Genomic DNA, 25,368 nt, shown 5'->3' on the forward strand with positions numbered 1-25,368 from the left:
CCGCGCCGCCCAGCCCGCGCCGGGCGCGTTGCTTGTAGCGCGTCCGGTGAACCGGCACAATTGCATCTCTTATCTCAGAACCTTGCGCCTGCCCCATGCCGTTTAATTTCCCGATCTTCCTGACATGGCTGCGGATCGTATTGATTCCGCTCGTCGTGGGCGTGTTCTATCTGCCGGACATGATGCTGAGCCCGGCGCACCGCAATCTGGCCGCCGCGACGATTTTTGTCCTCGCGGCGCTGACCGACTGGTTCGACGGTTTTCTCGCGCGCAAATGGAATCAGACGTCGGCGTTCGGCGCATTCCTCGATCCCGTCGCCGACAAGCTGATGGTCACGGCCGCGCTGCTCGTGCTCGTGCAGCTCGCGCGCCTCGATTCGGCGATCGCGCTCGTGATCGTCGGCCGCGAGATCGCGATTTCGGCGCTGCGCGAATGGATGGCGCAGATCGGCGCATCGAAGAGCGTTGCGGTGAACTCGCTCGGCAAGTTCAAGACGGCCTGCCAGATGGTCGCGATTCCGATGCTGCTGTTCTATGGTCCGCTGTCGCTCGGGACATTCGTGATCGATACGCGCGTGTGGGGCTTGTGGCTCATCTATCTCGCGGCGTTCCTCACGATCTGGTCGATGCTGTACTACATGAAGCTCGCCTGGCCGCAGATTCGCGAACGCGGAGGAATGGCCTGAAGGCAGTCACTACTAAAATTTTTATTCTCTCGTACAAAAGGGGTTGACACGATTCGGTGCCTTCTACATAATCTCGTTTCTCCGGTGAACGCGGTAACAAACAACGCGAAACACTGGGAAACAGTAGAAGCAAAACGCGGGAGTAGCTCAGTTGGTAGAGCGCAACCTTGCCAAGGTTGAGGTCGCGAGTTCGAGACTCGTCTCCCGCTCCAAAAACATAGGAAAAAAAAGCTTCCCTTTTTGTTTGATGCTTCGGCAGAAGCGTTGAGCTCAACTGGCCTTAGGGTCAATGCACAAAATCTGCGAGCCGTTGCCAATGCAACAGAGTACGGTCCGCAGTCCGCTTACGGCGCGATAGCAAAGCGGTTATGCAGCGGCCTGCAAAGCCGTGTAGGCCGGTTCGACTCCGGCTCGCGCCTCCAGCAAAGAAAAGCCCCGACATGTCGGGGCTTTTCTTTTGTTCGCGTTCTTTTCTGCTTTCTTTCTTCCGCGTGCGTTCGAGCGTGAGCACCAAGCGACCGGCCGTCTCGCCTTCGTCCCATCGTCGCGGCATAATCGGCCCGTTGACGTCCAACGGATGTCTGTCTCACACAAGTCAATCTCATGACCGAGCATCAATCTACCGGCACCAAAGAGACGACGCATATCGACTGGCGCTGGAAAGCGTTTGACGATCTGACCAACGTCGAGGTCTACGACATGCTGGCCGCGCGTGCGGCCGTGTTCGTGATCGAGCAGAACTGTCTGTACGGCGATGTCGACGGTCTCGATCCCGAGGCCTGGCATCTGTTCGCCTATGGCGCGCCAGAAGCCGGCGCGCGCGCAAAGCTCGCCGGCTATCTGCGCGTGCTGCTGCCCGACGACCAGGATGCAGACATCCGCATCGGCCGCGTGCTGACGACAGCCGGGTTTCGCGGCCAAGGGCTCGGCAGCGCGATGCTCGAACGTGTGCTTGGCCATATCTATGCGCAGTGGCCGGGCACGCCCGTGCGTCTGCACGCGCAAGCGCATCTGCAGGCGTTCTATGGTGCGTTCGGCTTCGAGCCGATTTCGGAAGTCCACGAAGAGGACGGCATCCCGCATATCTGGATGCGTTCTTCCTGAAGCGCAGTGGCTCAATGCTGTCTGACGGGCAGCGCGCGCGATGACGCTTTCGACTGAACGGATGTCGTCTGCGGCGCGCGCTTCTCGTTGCGAAGTCGCGTGCGCGCCGACAGTCTCATCCAGTGCCTCAGCGCGACCAGCGCGCCGATCACGCTCATCATCGAACCGGGTATCCACAGCAAGAGTCCGCCGATCTGTTGATCGCGCATCGGACTGAGCCATGTGAACGCGCGCCCACAAATTGAATAGATCGGGTAAAGCTCGCGGGGCGTAAAGAAAATAAATGCGCCGAGCAGGATCTGCGGCGGGATCGCCGCGACGACGATCAGAATACGGCGTCCCGGTGACAGCCGCGCGGGCGGCGCGGGCCGCGAATCGAGCACGAGCCACCAGAACATCAGCCCGTCGATCACCATGCTCCAGTTCATCACGCGATACAGCCGCCAGTCGAGCATCGCGACGAAGTGGATCGGCGAAAGCAGCCAGAAATAGATCAGTCCAACGAACAGAACGACGGCGACAACAGGATGGAACAGCAGGTCGAGCGTGATGCGCACCCAACGCGTCTGCAACGCGGGCCGCAAGAAACGTTGCCGCCATACGAACGGAATGCCTGCGCGCATCGCCGCGCCCGGATACGACAGCGCGATAAAAAATGGCCCGAGATGATGCAGCACCAGATGCTGCGCGCGATGCATGAAGAACTCGTGCTCGAAGTAGTAATCGAGCCGCGTATGCAGCGCGATATAAAGTGCGACCAGCCCGAACCAGAACGAGAGTTGCCGCGCCACCGACACCTTCGCCTTGCGCACGCCGCGCGCGAACAGCAGCGCGGCAATCAGCATGACGATCACGACGGTCGGCGACGGCTCCCACGGTTCGAGCCAGTAGAGCAGGTTCATCGTATGGCGTTACTTCGCTTGCGCGGGTGACTTGACCGCGAACGGCGCATCGAGCGTTTCGCCGTCGGAGAACTGCAGCTTCAGGTGAACCGTGTCGCCCGGCGCGATCTTGTGCTTCGCGTCTTCGAGCATCACGTGATAGCCGCCGGGCGCGATCGCGGCCTGGCCGTGCGCGGGCACCGTCAGCTTGTTGACCATCACCATCTTTTGCGTCGAGCCGCTGGAGACCGTCTGATGCAACATCGCGCTGCTGTAATCGGCGCTCGAAATGTCGACGAGATCGACGGGCTTGTCGCTCGAATTGGTTAGCGTCACATACGCGGCCGCGGGCAGGTTGTTGGGCAGCCAGCGCACCCACGCGTTTTGCGCGGCGATGGCCTGCTTGCTGTCGGCTGCATGCGCGGCGATGCTGCCTGTCGCGACGAACGCGATGGCGGCGGCGCACGTGAGCGCGTGGATTGTCGAAAGCGTTTTGATTTTTTGTGTCATGGTGAACCTGTGAGAAATCATGAGTGGTCTTCGATGATACGGCGCACGTCTTCGGCGATGACGTCGGGCGTATCGTGGTCTGTGGCAAGCAGGCGCGCGTGATTCTGCGCGTCGAAGATGTAGACGGCCGAACTGTGCGTCACCTCGTAGTTGCCATTCGGATCGCGCTTCTCCATCTGATACGCGATGCGATAGTGCTTCGCCAGCTGTTCGATCTGCGCCTCCGTGCCCGTGAGTCCGCGCGCATGCTGGGCATCGAATGCGCCGACGTAATCGTGCAGCGCTTTCGGCGTGTCGCGCGCGGGATCGACGGTGACGAACAGAATACGCACCTTCTGCGCATCCGGCCCCAGCTTGCCGATGACCTGCATCAGCCGTCCCATTGTTTCCGGGCACACGTCCGGGCAATGCGTATAGCCGAAGTAGACGAGCGACGTGCTGCCCTTGAGCGAGCTTGCCGCGACGGGCCGGCCGTCGTCGCCTGTCAGCGTGAAATCGAGGTCCGGCAGATGGCCGCTCACGTCGGTCAGATGCCACGGCTCGCCGGAATGCGAGCATCCCGCGATGCCGAACGCCGCGATGAGCGTCGTGCCCAACGCCATGCCCAGCGCGGCGACGCGTCGTCGGATGAAAGCGTGGGAAGCGAACAGCGGCAAGTGGGACACGAGGACTTTCGGGAACAAAGACAGGCTCGACGACTCGATTGAGGAGAGCGATCAACGCGTTGCGGACAGCATTTTGAACGCGACGCAAACGGCGGGCCGTGTTCGGCAACATGCCGGTAATACGGGTTGTGGCATGCAGTTATTCCGGGCCAGCGCCGTTGGGACTCTATCGCAATTTTGCGCGCGCCGTTGTACCGTGGGCTTTCGAGGCGGAAAGCGAGTCAATATGCCGCAGAACGCTGAAAGGCGCCTGTAGCCGGATCGACGGATTTCGAATCCGTCCTGTTGGGCAAACGGTTCGGATCGCTCGCCCGCGCGACGCGCAAACTTACTTTCTCGAAAAAACGACCGATGCGCGGTAAGATGCGCACACTTTTCCGGCTGCAAGCGGCTGAGAGGCAACGTACACCGATGCAAGCACTTCCGGCATTTCTGTCTCCGACGGAGACGGCATTTTTCTTCGATTTCGACGGCACGCTCGTCGATCTGGCACCGACGCCCGACGGCGTGCTGGTCCAACCCGAGGCCATCGCGTTGCTCGCCGAATTGCGGCGTCTGACGAACGGCGCTGTGGCGATCGTGTCGGGCCGCGGCATCGACAGCATCGACCAGTTTCTCGGCATGCCCGATCTGCCCGTCGCCGGTTTGCACGGCGCCGAGCGGCGCGACGCGAATGGCGACACGCAGCGCATCGGCTTCAACGACGAGCGGCTGCTGCGCATGGAGCAGGTGCTCGCGGACATCGTCAACGTGAATCCCGGCATGCTGCTGGAGATCAAGGGCGCTGCACTCGCGCTGCACTATCGCAACGCGCCCGATCGCGAGCCCGCCGCGCGTGAAGCGACGACCAGGCTCGTCGCCGACTATCCGGGCGCCTATGTGCTTCAGCCGGGCAAGATGGTCTATGAGATCAAGCCGAAGGACGTCGACAAGGGCCGCGCGCTGCGCGCGTTTCTCGACGAGCCGCCGTTTACGGGCCGCACGCCCGTGTTCGCCGGCGACGACCTGACCGACGAGAAGGGCTTTGCTGTCATCAACGAACGCGGTGGCCTGTCGATCAAGGTCGGCGGCGGCGACACGATCGCGTCGGCGCGCATCGGCTCCGTGAGCGCACTGCTCGCATGGCTGTCCGAAGTCGTCTCGGCCGCGCGCAACGCATGATGACGTCCGCTCATCATCGCTCGACGGCCTTCGTCCCGCACGGATACCACGCGTCATGAGCCGGCTGATTATCGTATCGAACCGCGTCGCTCCGATCTCGGAAGGCGGCCCGGCAGCGGGCGGCCTCGCGGTCGGCGTGTATGACGCGCTGAAGGAAACGGGCGGCATGTGGTTCGGCTGGAGCGGCGAGGTGCTCGGTTCTGGCCAGCCGGAAATCAGGCTGGAAGAGCGCGGCCCCGTGACGTTCGCGACCGTCGGCCTCGTGCGCCGCGACTACGACCAGTATTACCGGGGCTTTTCGAACGCGACGCTGTGGCCCGCGTTCCACTATCGGCCGGATCTGCTGCAATTCGACCGGCACGATTTCGAGGGCTATTGCCGCGTGAACACGCGGCTTGCGCAGCAACTGGTGCCGCTTCTGCGCGACGACGACGTGATCTGGGTACATGACTATCACCTGATCCCGTTCGCGCAGGCGTTGCGCACGGCGGGCGTGAAGAACCGCATCGGCTTCTTTCTTCACATTCCGTTTCCGGCGGCGCAAGTGCTGCTTGCCGTGCCGCCGCATCGCGCGCTCGTCGAGGCGCTCTGTTCGTTCGATCTGCTCGGCTTCCAGACGAAGCCCGATCTGCGCGCGTTCTGCGATTACATCGTCAACGAGGCGAGCGGCACTGTCGATACGTCGGCGCAAGGGCCGAGCATCGTCCATGCGTTCGGCCGCGCGTTGCGCGCGGCGGCCTATCCGATCGGCGTGTATCCCGACGAGATCGCCGAACTGGCCAAGGCAGGCGAGCACGACAAGCCGGTGCGCACGATCGAAGCGACGCTGCATGCGCGCAAGCTGATCATGAGCGTCGACCGGCTCGATTATTCGAAGGGGCTCGTCGAGCGTTTTCGTGCGTTCGAGCGGCTGCTCGAACATGCGCCCGCGTATCGCGACAAGGTGTCGTTCCTGCAGATCGCGCCGCCGACGCGTTCCGATCTGCACGCGTATCAGGAAATCCGCTTGCAGCTCGAAGGTGAATCGGGGCGCATCAATGGCCGCTTCGCTGAACTCGACTGGACGCCGATCCGCTATATCCATCGGCAATATGAACGGCCCGTGCTCGCGGCGCTGTTCCGCACGGCGCACGTCGGCTACGTGACGCCGTTGCGCGACGGGATGAATCTCGTCGCGAAGGAGTATGTGTCGGCGCAAGACCCGGAAGACCCCGGCGTGCTGGTGCTGTCGCGTTTCGCCGGCGCGGCGCACGAATTGACGGGTGCGCTGATCGTCAATCCCGTCGACGTCGACGGCATGGCCGATGCGCTCGGCACTGCACTGTCGATGCCGCTCGCCGAACGCAAAGCCCGCTACGAGGACATGATCGCGCAGCTGCGCGAGAACAACGTGTCCGTGTGGCGCGACAACTTCATGCGCGATTTGCAGCAGGTGTCCGGCGACGAGGAGAGGGTGGCGAACGAAGCCGCGGCGGGTTGATCTCCGCGCGCTCTTGATGTTTCCATATGCACAGTGCAGGCACAAAAAAGCCGCTTCGAAGTTCGAAGCGGCTTTTTCTTATTGGCGATCAGCCGGTGAAGCGCCGCGCGTCAGGCCACATGCTGCTCGTCGAACTTCTTGCCGCCGACGTGCAGCGTCGACTGCTTGCCGTACTGCTTCGCAAGCAGATCGCGATACAGGCCCGGACGGTTGCGCAGTTCTTCGGGGCTGCCGTCGTCGATGACCCTGCCCGCGCTCATCACGATGATGCGGTCGAAGTTGTGCAGCGTCGACAGGCGGTGCGCGATCGCGACCACCGTGCGGCCGACCATCAGCCGGTCGAGCGCTTTCTGGATCGCTTCTTCGGATGCGCTGTCGAGCGCGGACGTTGCTTCGTCGAGCAGCAGGATCGGCGAGTTCTTCAGGATCGCGCGCGCAATTGCGATGCGTTGCCGCTGGCCGCCCGAGAGCTTCACGCCGCGATCGCCGACGATCGTATCGAAGCCTTCCGGCATCGCTTCGATGAAGTCCGTGCAGCGGGCATCGCGCGCGGCGGCGATCACGTCTTCCCGCGTTGCTTCCGGCCGTCCATACGCGATGTTCTCGTAGACCGTGCGATGGAGCAGCGAGATGTCTTGCGGCACGAGCGCGATCGCGTGGCGCAGGCTGTCCTGCGTGATCGCGGCGATATCCTGGCCGTCGATCATGATCCGTCCGCCCTGCGTTTCGTAGAAGCGTTGCAGCAGCGCAAGCACGGTCGACTTGCCCGCCCCCGACTTGCCGATCAGGCCGACACGCTCGCCCGGCTGGATGTCGAGATCGAAGTGATCGAGAATCGGGCGCCGCTTCGGATACGCGAACGTCACCTTCTCGAACGTCACGCGCCCGCCTTGCGGCACGAGTTCCGTTGCATCGTTGCGATCGGGCATGCCGTGCGGCTCGAGCAGCGTCTTCACGGCTTCGGCGAGGCGGGCGACGTGCTGCGTCACGTCGACGAGCGCGACGGCCAGATCGCGCGTGCCGTGCAGGATCGTGAAGCCGAGCGAACTGACGAGCACGATGTCACCGGAGGTCGCCTTGCCCTGATCCCACAGCCACAGCGCCCAGCCGAGCAGACCCGCCGACAGCAGCGCGGTGATCACCGCGTGCAGCAGACGCAGTTTCTCGAGGTAAAGCAGGCTTTGCTGACGCGCGTCCATTTCCGACTTCACGGTCGCGCCAAAGCGCTTCTGTTCGCGGAACGTCATGCCGAACGCGCGCACGAGGCCCATGTTGCCGATCACGTCGACGAGTTCGCCGTCGACGGCGGCCGCCCTCGTCGCGAAGTTGTGATGCCGCGCCGAGCCGCGGCCCGCCAGCTTGAACAGCACGACGGAGAGAATCGCCGAGCAGCTGAGCAGGCCGAGCGCCATCAGCGGATTGACGGAGACGATCATCACGATCGCGCCCGCCACGGCGATACACGGCGGCAGCACGTTCCACGCGGTCGTGTTCTCGGCCGTATAGACCGCGTTCGACGTCGCCGTGATCCGGCTCGCGAGCATGCCGGGCTGCTTCTCGGCGTAGTAGGTCGGCGAATGGCCGCTCAGGTACTGGAAGAGGTCCTTGCGCAAGTCGCCTGTGACAGCGACGAACGTGTGCGCGGCAACCCAGCCGCCGACGCGCCACAGCAGATTGTCGGCGGCAATCAGGCCCACGAGGATCGCGAATGCGCCCCACAGCGGCCCCGGATGATGACGGCCTTCGCCGAGCACGTCGATCAGATGCTTGATCGCGTATTGCGAAGCGAGCGCACAGCCCACGGCCGCGAATACGCTGCTCAGGACGACCAGATGGGCGACCGGATGGCGGCGGATAAAGCGGAAGAGGAACGCAAGCGGCCGGTTCGCATAGCCGGAAAGCTTTGCGTTGTGTGCGTTGCGCTGGGCGATTGTCAGATGTTCCAATTGTTCAGTGGGCTTTGGGTCGGGTTTAGATCGTGCAACGGCTGTGCCTGGCGCGGCTCGTAACACCAGCGTAGGCCCCGCATTGTAAACATGCAAAAGCCATTTCGCATGGCGGTAAGGCCAATGAGGGCGCGATTATTTTCGCGACACGTACCGGTAAGCTTTCCCAGGCTGGACCCGTTGCGGGTGAAGAGGTTCACGCCATTGGCGAGAATCTTCAAGATATAATTACAGATTGCATACGAAGCCGGCGAGACGGTTGCTCAACGCTCGTCGACGGTTCAGCAGCGATCGTCGTCAAACGGCTCGCGGCGCCATTGCCGATGCGAGGTTCCCACTGTAAAACGCCTTGAGAAAACAAGGGTTTGCGAAGTGTTTCGCGTCTGTAACAACGTAAAGACTTTGAAATGTCGAGACCGGTCGGAGGGGCAGGCATCGATAATGCGTGCTCGGTCCGGTCAGGAAATATCTGACAGTTTGTCAACGTCCATATGTGAGCCGCGTTTACGGCTAGAGCACAGACTTTGACATTGACCAAGCTGGCGTCTTACCCAAGCGATCCATCGCAGGAATTTCTCGAAAGAATCAGGCTCGTGTCCAACGCAGCTCGATGCTGCTTGCGAAACCGAGCGCCCTGGCGAGCAAGCGAAGTCGCTTTTACCAAACCGCAGTTTTTTGCCTGATCTTTTACGAGGAGTTCTTCATATGCGAATCGCTCAAATCGCTCCGTTGCACGAGGCGGTTCCTCCCAAGCTCTATGGCGGCACCGAACGCGTGGTGTCGTATCTTACGGAAGCGCTCGTCGAGCTCGGTCACGACGTGACGCTCTTTGCGAGCGGCGATTCGCAAACCTCCGCGAAGCTCGAAGCATTCTGGCCGCAGGCTCTGCGTCTGGACCCGACGATCCGCGACGTGATGGCGCCGCACATGCTGCTGCTCGAAGAAGTGCGCCGCCGCGCGGACGAATTCGACGTGCTGCATTTTCACATCGACTACTACCCGTTCTCGCTGTTCGCGCGCCAGCCGGTGCCGTTCCTGACGACGATGCACGGCCGTCTCGATCTGCCGGAACTGCAGCCCGTCTTCAACACGTTCAACGACGTCCCCGTCGTGTCGATCTCGGACAACCAGCGCCAGCCGCTGCAACAGGCCAACTGGCTGTCGACCGTCTATCACGGTCTGCCAGAAAACGTGCTCACGCCGATCCCCAACGTGGAGCCGGGCTACCTCGCATTCCTCGGCCGCGTCTCGCCGGAGAAGGGCCTCGACCGCGCGATCCGCATCGCCGGCCAGGCAGGCATGAAGCTCAAGGTCGCCGCCAAGATCGACAAGGCCGACCGCGCCTATTACGAAGAAGTGATCAAGCCGCTGATGGCGCTCCCGCACGTCGAGTACATCGGCGAAATCGGCGAAGCCGAAAAGCGTGAGTTCCTCGGTAACGCTCATGCACTGGTGTTCCCGATCGACTGGCCGGAGCCGTTCGGTCTGGTGATGATCGAGGCGATGGCTTGCGGCACGCCCGTGATCGCGTTCAAGCGCGGCTCGGTGCCGGAAGTGATCGAAAACGGCGTGTCGGGGTTCGTCGTCGAAGACGAAATCAGCGCCGTCGCAGCCCTCAAGCGTCTGGATCAACTGCCGCGCGCCAAGGTGCGCGAGGCGTTCGAATCGCGCTTCTCGTCGAAGGTGATGGCACAGAACTATTTGAAGACGTACGAAGAAATGCTGCGTGCGAAGCGCCGCACGGTGCTGCGAGAAGTCAACGCAGGCTGATCGCGGTCATCGAGGGCCGTCCGGACTTCGTAACGGGTTCCGCGACGGTCGTTGCGATTTTCACCAACAGCGCCCCGCATGTGCCGAACATGCGGGGCGTTGTTGCATTTGCGCCGCATGCTGGTGCGCGGCGTAAGGGCGAATGGCTCGAAAGCGTGCGTTCCGGGGCTGTAACCGAGAGACGAATTCGTAATATCCCTATAATGGCCGTGCCGCAAATCCGGCGCGGCCCGTCCATATGAGGAGAGTGCTTTGGCGAGAACGAAACAGACGCGTGCGAGCGCAGTGCCCGGTGCCGGCACGATGTTCGCGCTTCGCGCCATCGGTCTCGTGATACTGGCTCGCTGGCTCTTCTCGATGGGCGAGATGCAGCCGCTGACCGCGCTTCAGGCGATGGCGTCGTCGCCGTGGGCGTGCATCAACCTCGTCTTCCTGTTCCTTCTGATTTTCCTGCCGGGCGCAAAAGCGCGCGCCGAGCGGCCGTTTCATCCGTTGCCACAGTGGCTGCGTCAGGCGCTGCGTCTCTTCGCGTTTCTTGGTCTGCTGTTCGCCATCTGGTCGGTCGGCGCGTTTGTCTGGGCGGCCGGCTGGCGGCGCGCGTTCAATGCCGTCGCCGCAACCAATGGCTGGCTGATCGCGGCGCCTACGTTGTACGCCGTCGTCGTCTGGGTCTGCCGTCCGCGCGCGCTGTGGCGCACGAATATCGCTGCGCGCCGCTTCGCAATCGGCCGCTTTGCTATCTCGATCGACGCCGTGACCCGTACGGCCATCGTCTGGGCCGAAAGCCGCAAGCTTGGCCAATACGATGCGCGCGAATTGTCGCTGCGCTGGGTCGAGGTGGCGTCGGGCGGTTCCGGTGTGCGGCGCGCGATGCCATCGGTCGCATCTGTCGATTTGTCCGGCGCGCAGCCCGCGACGGTGCCGCCGATCGCGAACGGTCACGCGACGCTCGAGCGCGCGGGCGTCGGTGGGCTGTTGCGCCGTCCCAAGGTCGAACTCATATGGGATTCGCCCGCCGCTGCCGGTCATAACCGGCAAGCGGTGTTTCGCGCACCGCTTTCGTCAGAAGGCGATCGTGTGGCCGCCCGAGCACTCGACGCAAACCTGCGTCAGGCCTGAGCTTTCCCGAGCGCGGCTCTCGCCAGTTGCGCCGCCGTATCGTTTCCGAAGCATCAACGGCCGCTTTGCATCGAACATGGAGGTATCCATGATGATCCGCTGGTTGCTTGCCGCTGTTCATCTGCTGGGCTACGGATTCGCGCTCGCGTCGATCATCGGACGCACGCGGGCGCTGCGGCAGCTGTCCGGTCCCGCCGATCTGTCGCGCGTATTTCTCGCGGACACCGGTTGGGGTATCACGGCCATCGTTCTGATCGTCACGGGTTTGATGCGCGTCTTCGGTGGCTTCGAGAAGGGCGCCGATTACTACCTGCATGAGCCGCTCTTTCACATCAAGATGGCGGCGCTCGTGTTGATCCTGATTCTCGAAGTGATGCCGATGATGGCGCTGATCCGCTGGCGCATCGCCGTCAAACAAGGCGATACGCCAGACCTCGCGCTCGCGGGGCGCTTTGCACGCATTGGACACTGGCAGTCCGTTCTGCTGATCGTGATGGTGTTTGCGGCATCGGGCATGGCGCGCGGCATTGGCGCGGCTGCATAACAGCACGAACAATCGATGAGGAAAATGAGGCGAGAAAAGAAAAAGGCCCGGGCGTTTCCGTCCGGGCCTTCTTTTCTTCGAATCTGGTGGGTAGTACTGGGATCGAACCAGTGACCCCTGCCGTGTGAAGGCAGTGCTCTACCGCTGAGCTAACCACCCGAAGAGCTGTGCATTATGCCAGGTCTTTCAGACTTCGACAAGCACTTTTTAAGCAATTTGCGCATCGGCGGTTGCGGATGCATCTTCCGCCGCCGGTTGCGTTCGCCACACGCTCGTCCCCTTCAGCGACTTGTCGAGACCGTCGAGCAGTGCTTCGTGTTCAGCGAGCTCATCGCCGGTGGCCGTGAGCACGATGAGCTCGACTTCATCGAGCTTCACGCGCTTCGTGCCGCCCGCAACGCCAGATGCCGCTTCGCCGATCATGTCGATCACGAGGCTTTCCTGACCGCGCGTCATCGCGAGATAGACCTCGGCGAGCAGTTCCGAGTCGAGCAGTGCGCCGTGCAGCGTGCGGTGTGCGTTGCTGATACCGAAGCGGTCGCACAGCGCATCGAGCGAATTGCGCTTGCCAGGGAACATCGACTTGGCGCGCACGAGCGTGTCGATCACTTCGCCGCAATGCTCGCTGAACGGCGGCAGGCCGAGTAGCGCGAACTCGGCATCGAGAAAGCCGATATCGAACGGAGCGTTGTGGATGATGATCTCCGCGCCCTGCACGAAATCGCGCAGCGCAGCCGCGATCTCCACGAACTTGGGCTTGTCACTCAGGAATTCCGTCGTCAGGCCGTGGACGGCCAGCGCGCCCGGATCGCTGTCGCGCTCCGGGTTCACATAGAAGTGCAGGTTGTTGCCTGTCAGCCGGCGGTTAACCAGCTCGACGCAGCCGATTTCGATGATGCGGTCGCCGCTCTTTGCATTCAGTCCGGTGGTTTCCGTATCAAGGATGATTTGGCGCATGTCGGAGTTGCCCTGCCTGGTTGATGGGATGCCTCGAAAGGCGAGATTGCTGTGAGAGCCGCTACTACAGATCCGCAAGCATTGCGACGCCCCGATTGGCGAGCGCATCGGCGCGTTCGTTCTCGGGATGACCCGAGTGGCCTCTCACCCAGCGCCACTCGAGTTCATGCTGCTGCGTGAGCGCGTCGAGCCGCTTCCACAGATCGGCGTTCTTCACGGGCGACTTCGCGGCCGTCATCCAGTTCTTCTTCTTCCAGCCGTGAATCCATTCGCTGATGCCTTTCTGCACGTATTGCGAGTCCGTGTGCACGATCGCCTTGCACGGACGCTTCAATGCCTCGAGTGCGGCGATCACGGCCATCAGTTCCATCCGGTTGTTCGTCGTGTTCGCCTCGCCGCCGAAAAGTTCCTTTTCCTGCGTGCCATAGCGCAGCAATGCGCCCCAGCCGCCGGGGCCGGGGTTTCCCTTGCAGGCGCCGTCGGTGAAGATTTCGATCAGGTCAGAACTCATTGATGTTTGTTGCGTGTGTTGGGTGTGGCGGCAGGTGTCAGGCCAGGGGCCAGCACCGGTTTCTTGACTTTCAGCGGACCGACGAGGCGCATGCCGCGCACGCGCTTGATCGCCGTGACCATGTAGACAGCGCCGAAGATTGGCCACCAACGGTCGCCCGCGGCTTCCATGAACTGATAGCGCGACAGCCACTTCTCGCCGACGAGGGGCGGACGATAGCAGCCGAAGCGTCCGCGATCAAGATCGAAGCCAAGCAGCTTGATCCAGTCCTTCAGTCGGGTGAAGGCGATCAGATCGTGCGCGGCGGGCACGAACGGTCGTCCCGTCACCTTGCCGACAGATTGCCGCGCGCCCCACAGCGACAGCGAATTGAAGCCGAGGATAATCAGCTGGCCTTCCGGCATCAGCACGCGCTCGGCTTCGCGCAGCAGACGGTGGGGATCGCGCGTGAACTCCAGCGTGTGAGGCATCACGATCAGATCGACGCTTTGCGCCTCGAACGGCAGGTCGAGCAGATCGCACCAGACGGAGCTTCGTCCGGGCGGCGCGTGGCGCTCGGGCAGGCCGCCCGCGATGCCGCGCGGAAACGTATACGGCGCGCTCGCGCCGCTTTCGGCGTCGAGCACGAGTCCGCGGCAGGGCATGCGGTTCTCGCGCAGCGCATCGAGTTGCGGCAACCCGAGTTGCAGCGCGTGATAGCCGAACACGTCGGACACGACGCGGTCGAGCTGCGCCTGCTCCCATTCCAGCACGTAGCGTCCGGGAGGGGAGGTGGTCCAGGCAGGCCAGTCTATAATCGATCGGTCAGACATGTTGAAGAATGCGTCGCCTATGAATTCGCTCGAGTACGTGCCCGTCCCGGCATTCGATGACAATTACATCTGGGTCGTGTCGGACGGCCGTCATGCCGTGGTCGTCGATCCGGGCGATGCCGCCCCGGTGAAGTCTTATCTGGCAAAACGGGGATGGCGGCTGAGCGCTATTTTACTCACGCACCATCATGCCGACCACGTCGGCGGAGTGGCCGATCTGCTGGATGGCCAGGATGTGCCCGTCTACGGTCCCGCGGGAGAAGCGATTCCCTGGCTGACCACGCGGCTCCAAAACGGCGACGCCGTACACATCGACGCGCCGCCACTCGACTTCACGATTCTCGACGTGCCGGGCCATACGAGCGGCCATATCGCGTACTTCCAGAGCACCGACCCGCGCGGCACGCCGCATGTGTTCTGCGGCGACACGCTGTTCGCCTGCGGCTGCGGCCGGCTGTTCGAAGGCACGCCGGGGCAGATGCTGAAGTCGCTCGACGCGCTCGCTTCCCTGCCCGGCGAAACGGAAGTCCATTGCGCGCACGAATACACGCTGTCGAACATCCGCTTTGCGCTTGCGTGCGAGCCGGACAACGCGAGGCTGCAAACCTGGCGCGACGAGGCGACGGCACTGCGCACGCGCCACATCCCGACGCTGCCCACGACGATCGCTCACGAACGCGCCGTCAACCCGTTTCTGCGCGCGGGCGAGCCGGCCGTCCAGGCGACGCTCGCCGAACAGCTGCACGAATCGGTGCCTGACCGGCTGGCCGCTTTCACGCTGATGCGTGAATGGAAGAACAGGTTCCGCTAACCTGGCAAATCATGGGGGCATGCTCATCCGAATCATAGAAAAAAACGCCAAGCTCCAGATTTCGCGGCGTTTTTCACGTTTTTCCGATTGACGGAAAAGGCGCACTTTCGTACTATCGGCTGCAAATTCCAGTCCTTTGGAAGCCGAGACGTTCATGAGATTTATCTTTAGCGCGTTATTGGTCCTGATGCTCGCCGCTTGCGCGAGCCAGGGGCCAACGACGAACAGCCTTTCAACTGCTTCCAATCCCGCTAGCCAGCAAGCCGTAGCCGACACCCTTCGCAAGACCGCCACCGCCAAAGAAACGATCAACGTCGACCAGAGCTCCGTCGACCAGTTGACGAGCGAGGACTCCGATCTCTGGGGCCGTATCCGTCGTGGTTTTCAGATTCCCGACCTGCAGAGCGACCTCGTCGACATGCAGGCGAACTGGTATGCGCAGCGTCCGGATTACGTCCAGCGCATGACCGAGCGGTCGCAGAAATACCTGTATCACATCGTCGAAGAACTGGAAGCGCGCCACATGCCGACCGAGCTGGCGCTTCTGCCGTTCATCGAGTCCGCGTACAACCCGCAGGCGCTGTCGGTCGCGAAGGCCGCGGGCATGTGGCAGTTCGTGCCCGGCACGGGCCGCACGTACAACCTGAAGCAGAACATGTGGCAGGACGAGCGCCGTGACGTGCTCGCGTCCACGAGCGCGGCGCTCGACTACCTGTCGCGTCTGCACGATATGTTCGGCGACTGGTATCTGGCGCTCGCCGCGTACAACTGGGGCGAAGGCAACGTGCAGCGGGCGATCGCGCGCAACGAGGCGGCTGGCCTGCCGACGGACTACCAGAGCCTGCGCATGCCGATGGAAACGCGCAACTATGTGCCCAAGCTGCAGGCCGTCAAGAACATCGTGACGAATCCGCAGGTATACGGGCTCGCGCTGCCGTCCATTCCGAACCACCCGTATTTCGTGACGGTCACGACTTCGCATGACATCGACGTCGATACGGCGGCGAAGCTCGCGAACATGACGCCGGACGAGTTCCGTTCGCTGAACCCGTCGTTCAAGAAGCCGGTCATTCTGGGCGCGACGCAGCCACAGATCCTGCTGCCGTTCGACAACGCCAGCGCTTTCGAGCGCAACCTGAAGTCGTACTCGGGCTCGCTGTCGTCGTGGACGACCTACACGGTCACGGAGCGCTCGCGTCCGGCTGCGATCGCGGAGAAGATTGGCGTCGACGCCGACACGCTGATGGCCGTCAACAAGATTCCGGCGGGCATGCGCCTGAAGCCTGGTTCGACGATCGTCGTGCCGCGCGCCGACGATGACGACGAAGACATCAGCGCCGATGTCGCCGAAAGCGCCGTGCTCGCGATGGAGCCGGACGTGCCCGACACGCGCAAGATGCTGATCCGCGTGCGCCGCAAGCAGTCGATGGCGCTGATCGCGGACCGCTACGACGTGTCGATCGGGCAGCTCAAGGCATGGAACCGTACGCGGCGCGACGTCGTGATGCCGGGCCAGGTGATCGTGCTGCATGTGCCCGTCGGCAAGGCGATGCCGGCCGAACCGGGCCCGCAGAAGCTGGCGACGGTGCCTGTCGGCGGTGGCGTCGAGCGGACTGGCGCCCAGATTGCAGACTCGCGCTCCGAGTCGCGATACGACAAGAAACGCGGCCGTGGCCACTCGGGCGTCGTCAAGGTTTCGGAGCCGGTCGGCAAGTCGAGCAAGCCGGCGGCCGCCAAGGGCAAGATGACGAAGGTCTCGGCAGAATCGGCCGGCAAGGCGTCGAAGGGCGAGACTTCGAGCCGCCACAAAGTCTCGGCCAGCGCGAAGAAGGGCAAGTAGACAACAAGCGGCCTTTTCGAGGACGACCGAATGTGCGCTGCGGGGGCAGCGCGTGAAGTGCGCTCCGATCTCTCCTCGTTTTCCTGAACGCCGTCACCTAGGTGACGGCGTTTTTCATTTGCGTTTTTCGTTTCGGCTGACAGCCACTGGCGCGTTTCCCGCACGGGCCGCGCGGTCTTGCGCCACGATGGGCGCGATTGCCGCTATCGTTCACGCTCGGGTCCGCCAGACCGTCTTGCTGATGCCTCATGTCATCGACGCCCCTTCGTGTCTTCCTGCTGTTCTCCGCCGGTTACTTCGTCTCGTATGTTTTTCGGGGCGTGAACCTCGGCTTTGCGCCGCTGATCACGCATGAGTTGGGACTCACGGCCACCGATCTCGGCTTGCTGACCAGTCTCTATTTCCTCGGCTTCGCGGGTGCTCAACTGCCGGCGGGCGTCCTGCTCGACCATTACGGCCCGCGTCGCGTGACGGCGGGCATGCTGGTCTTCGCCGCCGCGGGCATCGGCGTGTTCGGCGCGGCGCACAGTGTCGGCGCGATGATGGCGGGGCGGCTGCTGATCGGCGTAGGCGTGTCGGTGTGCCTGGGCGCGGCGTTCAAGGCGCTCGCGCAGCACTTTCCGGCCGCGCGCCTGCCGTTGATGAACGGGCTCGTGATGGCCGTCGGCGGTTTGGGCGGCGTCGTCGTCGGCTCTCCGTTGACGTGGGTGCTGACGTTCGCGAGTTGGCGCGCCGTCTGTTTCGCGCTCGTCGTCCTGACGATCATCGTGGCGGCGCTGCTGTGGATGTTCGCGCCCGAAAAGAAGGAGGCTCGCCACCAGGCGGGTCTCGTCAGCCAGTTCAAGGGCACGTGGCACATTCTGCGCAGCGCGGCGTTCTGGAAAATCGGGTCGTTCTCGGTCGTCACGCAAGGTGTGTTCTACGCGATGCAGTCGTTGTGGGTCGGTGCGTGGTTGCGCGACGTATCGGGCTTTCAGCCGCACGAGGCGGCGGCGCTCGTCTCGGTGCTGGGCTTCGCGATGATGGCGGGCTGCGTGGGCTTCGGCGCGGCGGCGCGCAGCATGGAGCGGCGCGGGCTGTCGCTGTATGCGTTTTGCGGCGTGGGGATGGCGCTTTTCGTCGTCACGCAACTTTTGATCATCCTGCGCGCGCCGCTGCCGGCGGGTCTGCTGTGGGCGGCTTATGGGATTTTCGGCGGCGTGGGCATTCTGAGTTACGCGGTACTCGCGCGCCATTTTCCGTCGCATCTGATCGGCCGTGCGAATACGACGCTGACGCTGATTATTTTTCTGCTGATCTTCGGTTTTCAGATCGGCGTGGGCGCGGTGCTGTCGATGTGGACACCCGTCGGCGGCCACTATCCGCCCGTCGCGCATCTGACGGCGTGGGGGATTCTCGTCGCGCTTCAGCTGGCAAGCGCCGTCTGGTATGTGCTGCCGAGCCGCGTGCTCGCGAAAAGCCCTTCGCACATCCACGGTGAGCGCCAACCGCACGGCTCGCAGGCGTATTCTGACATTGAATGAAACGGCCATGCGGGCCGCGTCGATCGCAAGTGCATCGCCCCTGCCGGGCTTGTATAGGCCGCGTCGGCCCGGTTGCCGCCCATCTCGGATTTGAAGAGAAGGGTCATTTCAGGCTATAATTTCAAGGTTTGAGCTTATCAACCCGCACCCTAGCGCCTACCTCTCCTACACCGTTCATCCGCCGCGTATCGTAGTCAACCCGGTAGTAGTTCCGCTCAAGCTTTCGTGAACGCACCGGCTACCGTCGCCAGCGGCCCGCAGACAGCCAATCCGCCTACACAATGGGCCGATTGCACGTCTGCAGTGCCCGCCGCGATGCCACGAACAGCGACACGTGAGCGAGCCTGCGCGCGCATCATCCGATGCGCCTCGCTGCGGCCCGCACGGTCGGATAGACAGGTCGGCAACAGGGTGCTCCCCCAAGGAGTCTCCCGTGTTGCCGTCATTTTCTCCCGCTCTTCTCGCGCTCGCCGACGGCACGGTCTTTCGCGGCTACTCGATCGGCGCGCCCGGTCATACGATCGGCGAAGTCGTTTTCAATACGGCCATCACCGGCTATCAGGAAATCCTGACCGACCCCAGCTACGCGCGCCAGATCGTCACGCTGACGTATCCGCACATCGGCAATGTCGGTGTGAATGCCGAAGACGTCGAAGCCACGAAAGTCCATGCCGCCGGCCTGATCATCCGTGATCTGCCTGTGCTCGCGTCGAACTTCCGCATGGAGCGCTCGCTCCCGGATTACCTGAAGGCCGAAGGCGTCGTCGCAATCGCCGGTATCGACACCCGCAAGCTCACGCGCGTGCTGCGCGACAAGGGCGCGCAAAACGGCGCGATTCTCGCAGGCTCCGATGACGAAGCGAAGGCAATCGAACTCGCTCGCTCATTCCCGGGCCTCGCGGGCATGGACCTCGCGAAGGTCGTGTCGACGCAAAAGCCGTACGAGTGGAAGCAGACGGAATGGCGTCTCGGCAGCGGCTACGGCATGCAGAACACGCCGCGCTATCGCGTTGTCGCGTTCGACTACGGCGTGAAGTACAACATCCTGCGGATGCTCGCAGAACGCGGCTGCCACGTCACGGTGCTGCCGGCGCAAGCAACGGCAGCCGATGCGCTCGCGCTGAATCCGGACGGCATCTTCCTGTCGAATGGCCCTGGCGACCCGGAGCCGTGCGATTACGCAATCGCCGCAACCCGCGAGTTCATCGAGCGCGGCATTCCGACGTTCGGCATCTGCCTCGGCCATCAGATCATGGGTCTCGCTGTCGGCGCGAAGACGATGAAGATGAAGACGGGCCACCACGGCGCGAACCATCCGGTGAAGGATCTCGACGACGGCCGCGTCGTGATCACGTCGCAGAACCACGGCTTCGCAGTCGACGCCAATACGCTGCCCGCCAACGCAAAGGTCACGCACGTATCGCTGTTCGACGGCACGCTGCAAGGCTTCGCGCTGACGGACAAGCCGGCGTTCTGCTTCCAGGGCCACCCGGAAGCGTCGCCCGGTCCGCACGATATCGCATATCTCTTCGATCGCTTCACTGCGTTGATGGACCAGCAGAAGGGCAAGAAGTCGGCGGCGGCGTAAGCGTCGAGAGCAGCGCCGGCAGCAGCCGCTCGCGAACAGCGATAGAAGATAGAAAAGAGCGCGCCCCGCGACGCCGAACGGCTGGCCCATTTGGGCCAGGTCCGAACGACACACCGCCGGCGCGCCAACGGAAAGAACTCAGGAATACATTAGCGAGAGCGTTATGCCCAAGCGGACAGACATCAAGAGCATCCTCATCATCGGCGCGGGTCCGATCATCATCGGCCAGGCGTGCGAGTTCGATTACTCGGGCGCGCAGGCGTGCAAGGCGCTGCGTGAGGAAGGCTACAAGGTCATTCTCGTCAACAGCAATCCGGCGACGATCATGACCGACCCGAACACGGCCGACGTCACGTACATCGAGCCGATCACGTGGGAAGTGGTCGAGCGCATCATCGCGAAGGAGCGCCCGGACGCGATCCTGCCGACGATGGGCGGCCAAACGGCGCTCAACTGCGCACTCGATCTGCATCATCACGGCGTGCTGGAGAAGTACAACGTCGAGCTGATCGGCGCGTCGCCGGAAGCGATCGACAAGGCCGAAGACCGCCAGAAGTTCAAGGAAGCGATGACGAAGATCGGCCTCGGCTCGGCGAAGTCGGGCATCGCGCATTCGATGGAAGAGGCGATGCAGGTGCACGCGGAGATCGCCGCGTTCACGGGCGGCAGCGGCTATCCCATCGTCATTCGTCCGTCGTTCACGCTGGGCGGTTCGGGCGGCGGCATCGCGTACAACCGCGAGGAATTCGAAGAGATCTGCAAACGCGGCTTGGATCTGTCGCCGACGCGCGAGCTGCTGATCGAAGAATCGCTGCTCGGCTGGAAAGAGTACGAGATGGAAGTGGTCCGCGACAAGAAGGACAACTGCATCATCGTGTGCTCGATCGAGAACCTCGATCCGATGGGCATCCACACGGGCGACTCGATCACCGTCGCGCCGGCGCAGACGCTCACCGACAAGGAATATCAGATCCTGCGTAACGCGTCGCTCGCGGTGCTGCGCGAGATCGGCGTGGACACGGGCGGCTCGAACGTGCAGTTCTCGATCAATCCGAAAGACGGCCGGATGATCGTCATCGAAATGAATCCGCGCGTGTCGCGTTCGTCGGCGCTGGCATCGAAGGCGACGGGCTTCCCGATCGCGAAGGTCGCAGCGAAGCTCGCCGTCGGCTACACGCTCGATGAACTCAAGAACGAAATCACGGGCGGACAGACGCCGGCTTCGTTCGAGCCGACCATCGACTATGTCGTCACGAAAATTCCGCGCTTCGCGTTCGAGAAGTTCCGCGAAGCCGATCCACGTCTGACCACGCAGATGAAGTCGGTCGGCGAAGTGATGGCGATTGGCCGCACGTTCCAGGAATCGTTCCAGAAGGCGTTGCGCGGCCTCGAAGTCGGCGTCGACGGCCTCGACGAAAAGACCACGAGCCGCGACGAAGTGATCCGCGAGATCGGCGAAGCCGGTCCGGATCGCATCTGGTATGTCGGCGATGCGTTCCGTCTGGGTCTCACGCAACAGGAAGTGTTCGAGGAAACGTCGATCGATCCGTGGTTCCTCGCGCAGATCGAAGAAATCGTCCGCAAGGAAAAGGCGCTCGAAGGCCGCACGCTCGCGAGCCTGTCGAAGGAAGAGTTGCGCTATCTAAAGCAGAGCGGTTTTTCTGATCGCCGCCTTGGCAAATTGCTCGGCGCGACGGGCGACGACGTGCGCAAGCGCCGCGTCGAGCTGAACGTGCGCCCGGTGTACAAGCGCGTGGACACCTGCGCGGCCGAGTTCGCGACGAAGACCGCGTACATGTACTCGACCTACGAGGAAGAGTGCGAAGCGAATCCGACGAACAACAAGAAGATCATGGTGCTGGGCGGTGGCCCGAACCGGATCGGCCAGGGCATCGAGTTCGACTACTGCTGCGTGCACGCCGCGCTCGCGATGCGCGAAGACGGTTACGAAACGATCATGGTCAACTGCAACCCCGAGACCGTTTCGACCGACTATGACACGTCGGACCGTCTGTACTTCGAGCCGCTGACGCTCGAAGACGTGCTCGAAATCGTCGACAAGGAAAAGCCGCTCGGCGTGATCGTCCAGTACGGTGGCCAGACGCCGCTGAAGCTCGCGCTCGATCTCGAAGCGAACGGTGTACCCATCGTCGGCACGTCGCCCGACATGATCGATGCCGCGGAAGACCGCGAGCGTTTCCAGAAGCTGCTGCACGACCTGAATCTGCGTCAGCCGCCCAATCGCACCGCGCGCGCGGAAGACGAAGCGCTGAAGCTCGCCGACGAAATCGGCTATCCGCTCGTCGTGCGTCCGTCGTACGTGCTCGGCGGCCGCGCGATGGAGATCGTCCACGAGCCGCGCGATCTCGAGCGCTACATGCGCGAGGCCGTGAAGGTATCGAACGATTCGCCCGTGCTGCTCGACCGCTTCCTGAACGATGCGATCGAATGCGATGTCGACTGCATTTCGGACGGCGACACGGTGTTCATCGGCGGCGTGATGGAGCACATCGAGCAAGCGGGTGTGCACTCGGGCGACTCGGCGTGCTCGCTGCCGCCCTATTCGCTGTCGAAAGAAACGGTTGACGAGCTGAAGCGCCAGACGGGCGCGATGGCGAAGGCGCTGAATGTGGTCGGCCTGATGAACGTGCAGTTCGCGATCCAGCAGGTCGCACAAGCGGACGGCTCGAAGCAGGACATCATCTACGTGCTCGAAGTGAACCCGCGTGCGTCGCGTACGGTGCCGTACGTGTCGAAGGCGACGAGCCTGCCGCTCGCGAAGATCGCGGCGCGCGCGATGGTCGGCCAGAGGCTTGCGCAGCAGGGCGTTACGAAGGAAGTCGAGCCGCCGTATTTCAGCGTGAAGGAAGCGGTGTTCCCGTTCGTCAAATTCCCGACCGTGGACCCCGTGCTCGGACCTGAAATGCGCTCGACGGGCGAAGTAATGGGCGTCGGCCGCACGTTTGGCGAAGCGCTCTTCAAGTCGCAGCTCGCGGCGGGTTCGCGTCTGCCGGAATCGGGCACGGTGCTGTTGACCGTGATGGACGCCGACAAGCCGAAGGCCGTCGAGGTCGCTCGCATGCTGCATGAGCTGGGCTATCCGCTCGTCGCGACGAAGGGTACGGCGGCGGCGATCGAAGCGGCGGGCGTGCCCGTGCGCGTCGTGAACAAGGTGAAGGACGGCCGTCCGCACATCGTCGACATGATCAAGAACGGCGAGATCGCGCTCGTCTTCACGACCGTCGACGAAACGCGCGCCGCGATCGCCGATTCGCGTTCGATTCGCATGAGCGCTCAGGCGAACAAGGTCACTTACTACACGACAATGTCGGGCGCGCGCGCGGCCGTCGAAGGCCTGCGGTATCTGAAGGACCTGGAAGTCTATGATTTACAAGGACTCCATGCTCGCCTAAACTAAGGCTTCAGAGTTCTGTCCAAGACGTAAGTGCCGCGGTTAAGCGGCGTCCCTGAGGTGCCAGATCGGGCTTTGCGCCACGCTCCAGCGCCGGTATGGGATGCACTTAACCGCGGTGATTTTTTTTATGGCTGTTTTTTGCCACAAGAGCTGTTTATGAGCACTATTCCATTGACGAAGCGCGGCGCAGATCAGCTGCGCGACGAGTTGCAGCGCCTCAAGTCGGTCGAACGTCCCGCCGTCATCAGTTCGATTGCGGAAGCGCGCGCCCAAGGTGACTTGTCGGAAAACGCCGAGTACGACGCTGCGAAAGAAAAGCAGGGCTTTATCGAAGGCCGTATCGCTGAAATCGAATCGAAGCTGGCAGCGGCGCAAATCATCGATCCCGCCGCGCTCGAGGCCGATGGCCGCGTCGTGTTTGCCGCCACGGTCGATCTGGAAGATCTGGATTCGGGCAATGAGGTGACTTATCAGATCGTCGGCGACGACGAAGCCGATCTCGAGCACGGCCTCATCTCCGTCAGCTCGCCGATTGCGCGCGCGCTGATCGGCAAGTCGGAGGGCGATGTCGCGGCGGTGCAGGCGCCGGGCGGCGTGCGCGAGTACGAAATCATCGCGGTCCGCTACGTCTGAGGCTGCTGTCGTGTCTTCGATGCCGCATCGTCTGTTCAGGCTGCTCACCGTCATTTGGGTCGGCAGTTTGCTGACGATCGGCTATGCGGTGGCGCCCGTGCTGTTCACGTCGCTCGACCGGATGACGGCGGGCGCGGTCGCGGCGCAGCTGTTCCGGATCGAAGGCGTGATCGGCGTGGTATGCGGCGTATTGCTGCTCGCGCTGTGCAATGTGCTGATCCGGCGCGGCGGCGATGCGTATCGGCGTCTGCGCTGGCTGATCGCCGGCATGCTGGTCTGCGTGCTGGTTGGTTACTTCGCGCTGCAGCCGTTTATGAATGCGCTGCGCATCGCTGCGCAGGAAGCAGGCACGGACGTCGGCCACTCCGTTTATGCAAGCCGTTTCGGCATGCTGCACGGCGTGTCGAGCGTGTTCTATCTGATCGAAAGTCTGTTGGGCATCGTGCTCGCGTGGAAATTGCCGGCGGGCTCGAATCTCGTGGCGGAGCAGGGCGCGGGGCGCGTCGCGGGCAGGACGGCTGGGTAAGCTGCTCAGCAGGCGAACTTGGCCCGCAAGGCTGATTGACGTTCGCAAGTCCCCCACGGAGCGCGGCCGATCGCCGCATGAGGCGACGGCCTGCAATCGCGGGTCGAATAGCACAGTCCAAGTGACGATTCGGATCGCCGCGCCACTCCACTCCAGATTTACTTCGTCTGATGCATGCGCTTTGCGCTCGTCTGGCGTTTCTTCGCTTTCTTGATGTTGCCGCCAGCCGTCACGCGCTCGTTGCCGCGCACGAGTACTTTTTGCGGCTTCGGACGGCGCATCGGGTTGTCGGTCGCCTTGATGACCTTGACGACGCGCGGCGCGGCGCCTTTCTTCGCCGGCTCTTCCGAGATGGCCTCACGCGCGCTCGGCAGCGCGGCGCGCTTCGATTTTGCAGCAGGTGCTCGTTCGGCCCGCGTCGATTCGGGCTTCCAGATCACGAGCAGCTTGCCGATATGCTGGATGGGTGCCGCATTCAGCTGATCGCAGATCTCTTCGTAAATTGCGACGCGCTCTTCGCGTTCGTCGCCGAATACGCGGATCTTGATCAGCTGGTGCGCCTTCAGATTGACCTTGATTTCGGCCAGCACAGCGTCGGTCAGCCCTTCGGCGCCGACGATCACGACCGGCTTGAGTGCGTGAGCCTGGGAGCGCAATTCGGCGCGTTGTTCGGAAGAAACTTTGAGGGCTGGCATGGAAAGTTGAAGACTCGACTAAAATGGCATCGCCTGCGGCTCGGACCCGTCGGTCCGCAATTCAGCGAGGCGCGCGCGAGAAAAAGAAAACTGCGCAGATAACTGCGATGAACACGGCGCTGGCGTCAGCATGAACAGGACGGCAGCGCGGACCGCAAGCAGAATCACGAGCGCGGAAGACGGCTAGGCCG

General features: G+C 62.9%; 22 protein-coding genes and 3 tRNA genes. 16 read left to right on the plus strand and 9 right to left on the minus strand.

The features are described from left to right. Positions 1-95: 95 nt before the first annotated feature. The 4 genes from pgsA (at position 96) to BMW76_RS17215 (ending at position 1,790) form a co-directional block, all read left to right on the plus strand. Positions 96-686 (plus strand): CDP-diacylglycerol--glycerol-3-phosphate 3-phosphatidyltransferase, encoded by a 591-nt coding sequence (gene pgsA / locus BMW76_RS17200; RefSeq protein WP_090867104.1) that lies wholly within the window; start codon positions 96-98, stop codon positions 684-686. Positions 687-822: 136 nt separating this feature from the next. Then, positions 823-898 (plus strand) — tRNA-Gly (locus BMW76_RS17205). A 136-nt stretch (positions 899-1,034) separates the two neighbouring features. Continuing rightward, positions 1,035-1,108, plus strand: a tRNA-Cys gene (locus tag BMW76_RS17210). A 181-nt stretch (positions 1,109-1,289) separates the two neighbouring features. Beyond that, positions 1,290-1,790: a GNAT family N-acetyltransferase gene (locus tag BMW76_RS17215; protein WP_090867105.1), complete on the plus strand. Its 501-nt coding sequence runs from the start codon at positions 1,290-1,292 to the stop codon at positions 1,788-1,790. Between the two features lie 11 nt (positions 1,791-1,801). On the opposite strand, the gene BMW76_RS17220 is transcribed toward BMW76_RS17215, so the two are convergent. From BMW76_RS17220 to BMW76_RS17230, 3 genes are read right to left on the minus strand one after another with little or no spacing between them, the layout of a single operon-like run. Continuing rightward, positions 1,802-2,692 carry a cytochrome c oxidase assembly protein gene (locus BMW76_RS17220; protein ID WP_090867106.1) on the minus strand — a complete coding sequence of 297 codons (891 nt, stop codon included), beginning with the start codon at positions 2,690-2,692 and terminating at the stop codon, positions 1,802-1,804. A gap of 9 nt (positions 2,693-2,701) precedes the next feature. Then, on the minus strand, positions 2,702-3,181 hold the full coding sequence (locus tag BMW76_RS17225) for a copper chaperone PCu(A)C (protein WP_090867107.1): 480 nt from the start codon (positions 3,179-3,181) through the stop codon (positions 2,702-2,704). A gap of 17 nt (positions 3,182-3,198) precedes the next feature. Continuing rightward, a complete protein-coding gene (locus BMW76_RS17230) occupies positions 3,199-3,783 on the minus strand; it encodes an SCO family protein (RefSeq protein WP_090867109.1) in 585 nt (194 codons plus the stop codon). Positions 3,784-4,257: 474 nt separating this feature from the next. Here BMW76_RS17230 and otsB point away from each other — a divergent pair, with 474 nt between their 5' ends. Next, positions 4,258-5,007 (plus strand): trehalose-phosphatase, encoded by a 750-nt coding sequence (otsB, locus tag BMW76_RS17240; RefSeq protein WP_090867113.1) that lies wholly within the window; start codon positions 4,258-4,260, stop codon positions 5,005-5,007. A 55-nt stretch (positions 5,008-5,062) separates the two neighbouring features. Further along, positions 5,063-6,487, plus strand: coding sequence for an alpha,alpha-trehalose-phosphate synthase (UDP-forming) (otsA, locus tag BMW76_RS17245; protein WP_090867115.1), 1,425 nt, complete (start codon positions 5,063-5,065; stop codon positions 6,485-6,487). 110 nt (positions 6,488-6,597) lie between these two features. Here otsA and BMW76_RS17250 read toward each other — a convergent pair whose 3' ends face one another. Then, a complete protein-coding gene (locus BMW76_RS17250; protein WP_090867117.1) occupies positions 6,598-8,433 on the minus strand; it encodes an ABC transporter ATP-binding protein in 1,836 nt (611 codons plus the stop codon). A 705-nt stretch (positions 8,434-9,138) separates the two neighbouring features. Here BMW76_RS17250 and BMW76_RS17255 point away from each other — a divergent pair. The 3 genes from BMW76_RS17255 (at position 9,139) to BMW76_RS17265 (ending at position 11,866) form a co-directional block, all read left to right on the plus strand. Further along, on the plus strand, positions 9,139-10,203 hold the full coding sequence (locus tag BMW76_RS17255) for a glycosyltransferase family 4 protein (protein WP_090867119.1): 1,065 nt from the start codon (positions 9,139-9,141) through the stop codon (positions 10,201-10,203). Positions 10,204-10,455: 252 nt separating this feature from the next. Continuing rightward, positions 10,456-11,322, plus strand: a complete 867-nt coding sequence (locus BMW76_RS17260) for a hypothetical protein (protein ID WP_090867121.1) — start codon at positions 10,456-10,458, stop codon at positions 11,320-11,322. A gap of 88 nt (positions 11,323-11,410) precedes the next feature. Beyond that, on the plus strand, positions 11,411-11,866 hold the full coding sequence (locus BMW76_RS17265) for a DUF2214 family protein (protein WP_090867123.1): 456 nt from the start codon (positions 11,411-11,413) through the stop codon (positions 11,864-11,866). An 84-nt stretch (positions 11,867-11,950) separates the two neighbouring features. Here the strand turns inward: BMW76_RS17265 and BMW76_RS17270 are convergent. The 4 genes from BMW76_RS17270 to BMW76_RS17285 form a co-directional block, all read right to left on the minus strand. Then, a tRNA-Val gene (locus tag BMW76_RS17270) sits at positions 11,951-12,025 on the minus strand. Positions 12,026-12,073: 48 nt separating this feature from the next. After that, a complete protein-coding gene (gene dnaQ / locus BMW76_RS17275; RefSeq protein WP_090867125.1) occupies positions 12,074-12,823 on the minus strand; it encodes a DNA polymerase III subunit epsilon in 750 nt (249 codons plus the stop codon). Between the two features lie 64 nt (positions 12,824-12,887). Then, the gene (gene rnhA / locus BMW76_RS17280) at positions 12,888-13,334 is read right to left on the minus strand and encodes a ribonuclease HI (RefSeq protein WP_090867127.1); all 447 of its coding nucleotides are present in this window, start codon (positions 13,332-13,334) and stop codon (positions 12,888-12,890) included. Then, complete coding sequence (locus tag BMW76_RS17285) at positions 13,331-14,146, minus strand: class I SAM-dependent methyltransferase (RefSeq protein WP_090867129.1); 816 nt, start codon at positions 14,144-14,146, stop codon at positions 13,331-13,333. Before BMW76_RS17285 ends, rnhA begins: the two co-directional genes overlap by 4 nt. Before the next feature lie 19 nt (positions 14,147-14,165). On the opposite strand from BMW76_RS17285, the gene gloB reads away from it, so the two are divergent. From gloB to BMW76_RS17320, 7 genes are all read left to right on the plus strand, one after another. After that, positions 14,166-14,957, plus strand: coding sequence for a hydroxyacylglutathione hydrolase (gene gloB / locus BMW76_RS17290; RefSeq protein WP_090867303.1), 792 nt, complete (start codon positions 14,166-14,168; stop codon positions 14,955-14,957). 154 nt (positions 14,958-15,111) lie between these two features. Further along, a complete protein-coding gene (locus tag BMW76_RS17295) occupies positions 15,112-16,797 on the plus strand; it encodes a transglycosylase SLT domain-containing protein (protein WP_090867307.1) in 1,686 nt (561 codons plus the stop codon). A 248-nt stretch (positions 16,798-17,045) separates the two neighbouring features. Beyond that, complete coding sequence (locus BMW76_RS17300) at positions 17,046-18,320, plus strand: MFS transporter (protein WP_090867131.1); 1,275 nt, start codon at positions 17,046-17,048, stop codon at positions 18,318-18,320. Between the two features lie 433 nt (positions 18,321-18,753). After that, positions 18,754-19,908, plus strand: coding sequence for a glutamine-hydrolyzing carbamoyl-phosphate synthase small subunit (gene carA, locus BMW76_RS17305; RefSeq protein ID WP_090867133.1), 1,155 nt, complete (start codon positions 18,754-18,756; stop codon positions 19,906-19,908). Between the two features lie 163 nt (positions 19,909-20,071). Further along, positions 20,072-23,326: a carbamoyl-phosphate synthase large subunit gene (gene carB / locus BMW76_RS17310; protein ID WP_090867135.1), complete on the plus strand. Its 3,255-nt coding sequence runs from the start codon at positions 20,072-20,074 to the stop codon at positions 23,324-23,326. A 153-nt stretch (positions 23,327-23,479) separates the two neighbouring features. Continuing rightward, entirely contained in the window at positions 23,480-23,956 is a 477-nt protein-coding gene (greA, locus tag BMW76_RS17315; protein WP_090867137.1) for a transcription elongation factor GreA, read from the plus strand. 19 nt (positions 23,957-23,975) lie between these two features. Further along, positions 23,976-24,482 carry a DUF4149 domain-containing protein gene (locus tag BMW76_RS17320; RefSeq protein ID WP_090867310.1) on the plus strand — a complete coding sequence of 169 codons (507 nt, stop codon included), beginning with the start codon at positions 23,976-23,978 and terminating at the stop codon, positions 24,480-24,482. A gap of 158 nt (positions 24,483-24,640) precedes the next feature. Here the strand turns inward: BMW76_RS17320 and BMW76_RS17325 are convergent, their stop codons facing one another. Then, on the minus strand, positions 24,641-25,177 hold the full coding sequence (locus BMW76_RS17325) for a YhbY family RNA-binding protein (protein WP_090867139.1): 537 nt from the start codon (positions 25,175-25,177) through the stop codon (positions 24,641-24,643). Positions 25,178-25,368 lie beyond the last annotated feature (191 nt).

Origin of the sequence: Paraburkholderia diazotrophica (assembly GCF_900108945.1) — a bacterium.
Lineage (GTDB): Bacteria > Pseudomonadota > Gammaproteobacteria > Burkholderiales > Burkholderiaceae > Paraburkholderia > Paraburkholderia diazotrophica.

What these genes read in the sequence shown, in the direction of transcription:
- BMW76_RS17285 (WP_090867129.1), bottom strand. Translation starts at nt 14,146, where the DNA reads ATGTCTGACCGATCGATTATAGACTGGCCTGCCTGGACCACCTCCCCT.
- BMW76_RS17215 (WP_090867105.1), top strand. Translation starts at nt 1,290, where the DNA reads ATGACCGAGCATCAATCTACCGGCACCAAAGAGACGACGCATATCGAC.
- pgsA (WP_090867104.1), top strand. Translation starts at nt 96, where the DNA reads ATGCCGTTTAATTTCCCGATCTTCCTGACATGGCTGCGGATCGTATTG.
- otsA (WP_090867115.1), top strand. Translation starts at nt 5,063, where the DNA reads ATGAGCCGGCTGATTATCGTATCGAACCGCGTCGCTCCGATCTCGGAA.
- otsB (WP_090867113.1), top strand. Translation starts at nt 4,258, where the DNA reads ATGCAAGCACTTCCGGCATTTCTGTCTCCGACGGAGACGGCATTTTTC.
- BMW76_RS17325 (WP_090867139.1), bottom strand. Translation starts at nt 25,177, where the DNA reads ATGCCAGCCCTCAAAGTTTCTTCCGAACAACGCGCCGAATTGCGCTCC.
- BMW76_RS17230 (WP_090867109.1), bottom strand. Translation starts at nt 3,783, where the DNA reads ATGGCGTTGGGCACGACGCTCATCGCGGCGTTCGGCATCGCGGGATGC.
- BMW76_RS17295 (WP_090867307.1), top strand. Translation starts at nt 15,112, where the DNA reads ATGAGATTTATCTTTAGCGCGTTATTGGTCCTGATGCTCGCCGCTTGC.
- rnhA (WP_090867127.1), bottom strand. Translation starts at nt 13,334, where the DNA reads ATGAGTTCTGACCTGATCGAAATCTTCACCGACGGCGCCTGCAAGGGA.
- dnaQ (WP_090867125.1), bottom strand. Translation starts at nt 12,823, where the DNA reads ATGCGCCAAATCATCCTTGATACGGAAACCACCGGACTGAATGCAAAG.
- BMW76_RS17220 (WP_090867106.1), bottom strand. Translation starts at nt 2,692, where the DNA reads ATGAACCTGCTCTACTGGCTCGAACCGTGGGAGCCGTCGCCGACCGTC.
- BMW76_RS17255 (WP_090867119.1), top strand. Translation starts at nt 9,139, where the DNA reads ATGCGAATCGCTCAAATCGCTCCGTTGCACGAGGCGGTTCCTCCCAAG.
- greA (WP_090867137.1), top strand. Translation starts at nt 23,480, where the DNA reads ATGAGCACTATTCCATTGACGAAGCGCGGCGCAGATCAGCTGCGCGAC.
- gloB (WP_090867303.1), top strand. Translation starts at nt 14,166, where the DNA reads ATGAATTCGCTCGAGTACGTGCCCGTCCCGGCATTCGATGACAATTAC.
- carB (WP_090867135.1), top strand. Translation starts at nt 20,072, where the DNA reads ATGCCCAAGCGGACAGACATCAAGAGCATCCTCATCATCGGCGCGGGT.
- BMW76_RS17320 (WP_090867310.1), top strand. Translation starts at nt 23,976, where the DNA reads ATGCCGCATCGTCTGTTCAGGCTGCTCACCGTCATTTGGGTCGGCAGT.
- BMW76_RS17225 (WP_090867107.1), bottom strand. Translation starts at nt 3,181, where the DNA reads ATGACACAAAAAATCAAAACGCTTTCGACAATCCACGCGCTCACGTGC.
- BMW76_RS17300 (WP_090867131.1), top strand. Translation starts at nt 17,046, where the DNA reads ATGTCATCGACGCCCCTTCGTGTCTTCCTGCTGTTCTCCGCCGGTTAC.
- BMW76_RS17265 (WP_090867123.1), top strand. Translation starts at nt 11,411, where the DNA reads ATGATGATCCGCTGGTTGCTTGCCGCTGTTCATCTGCTGGGCTACGGA.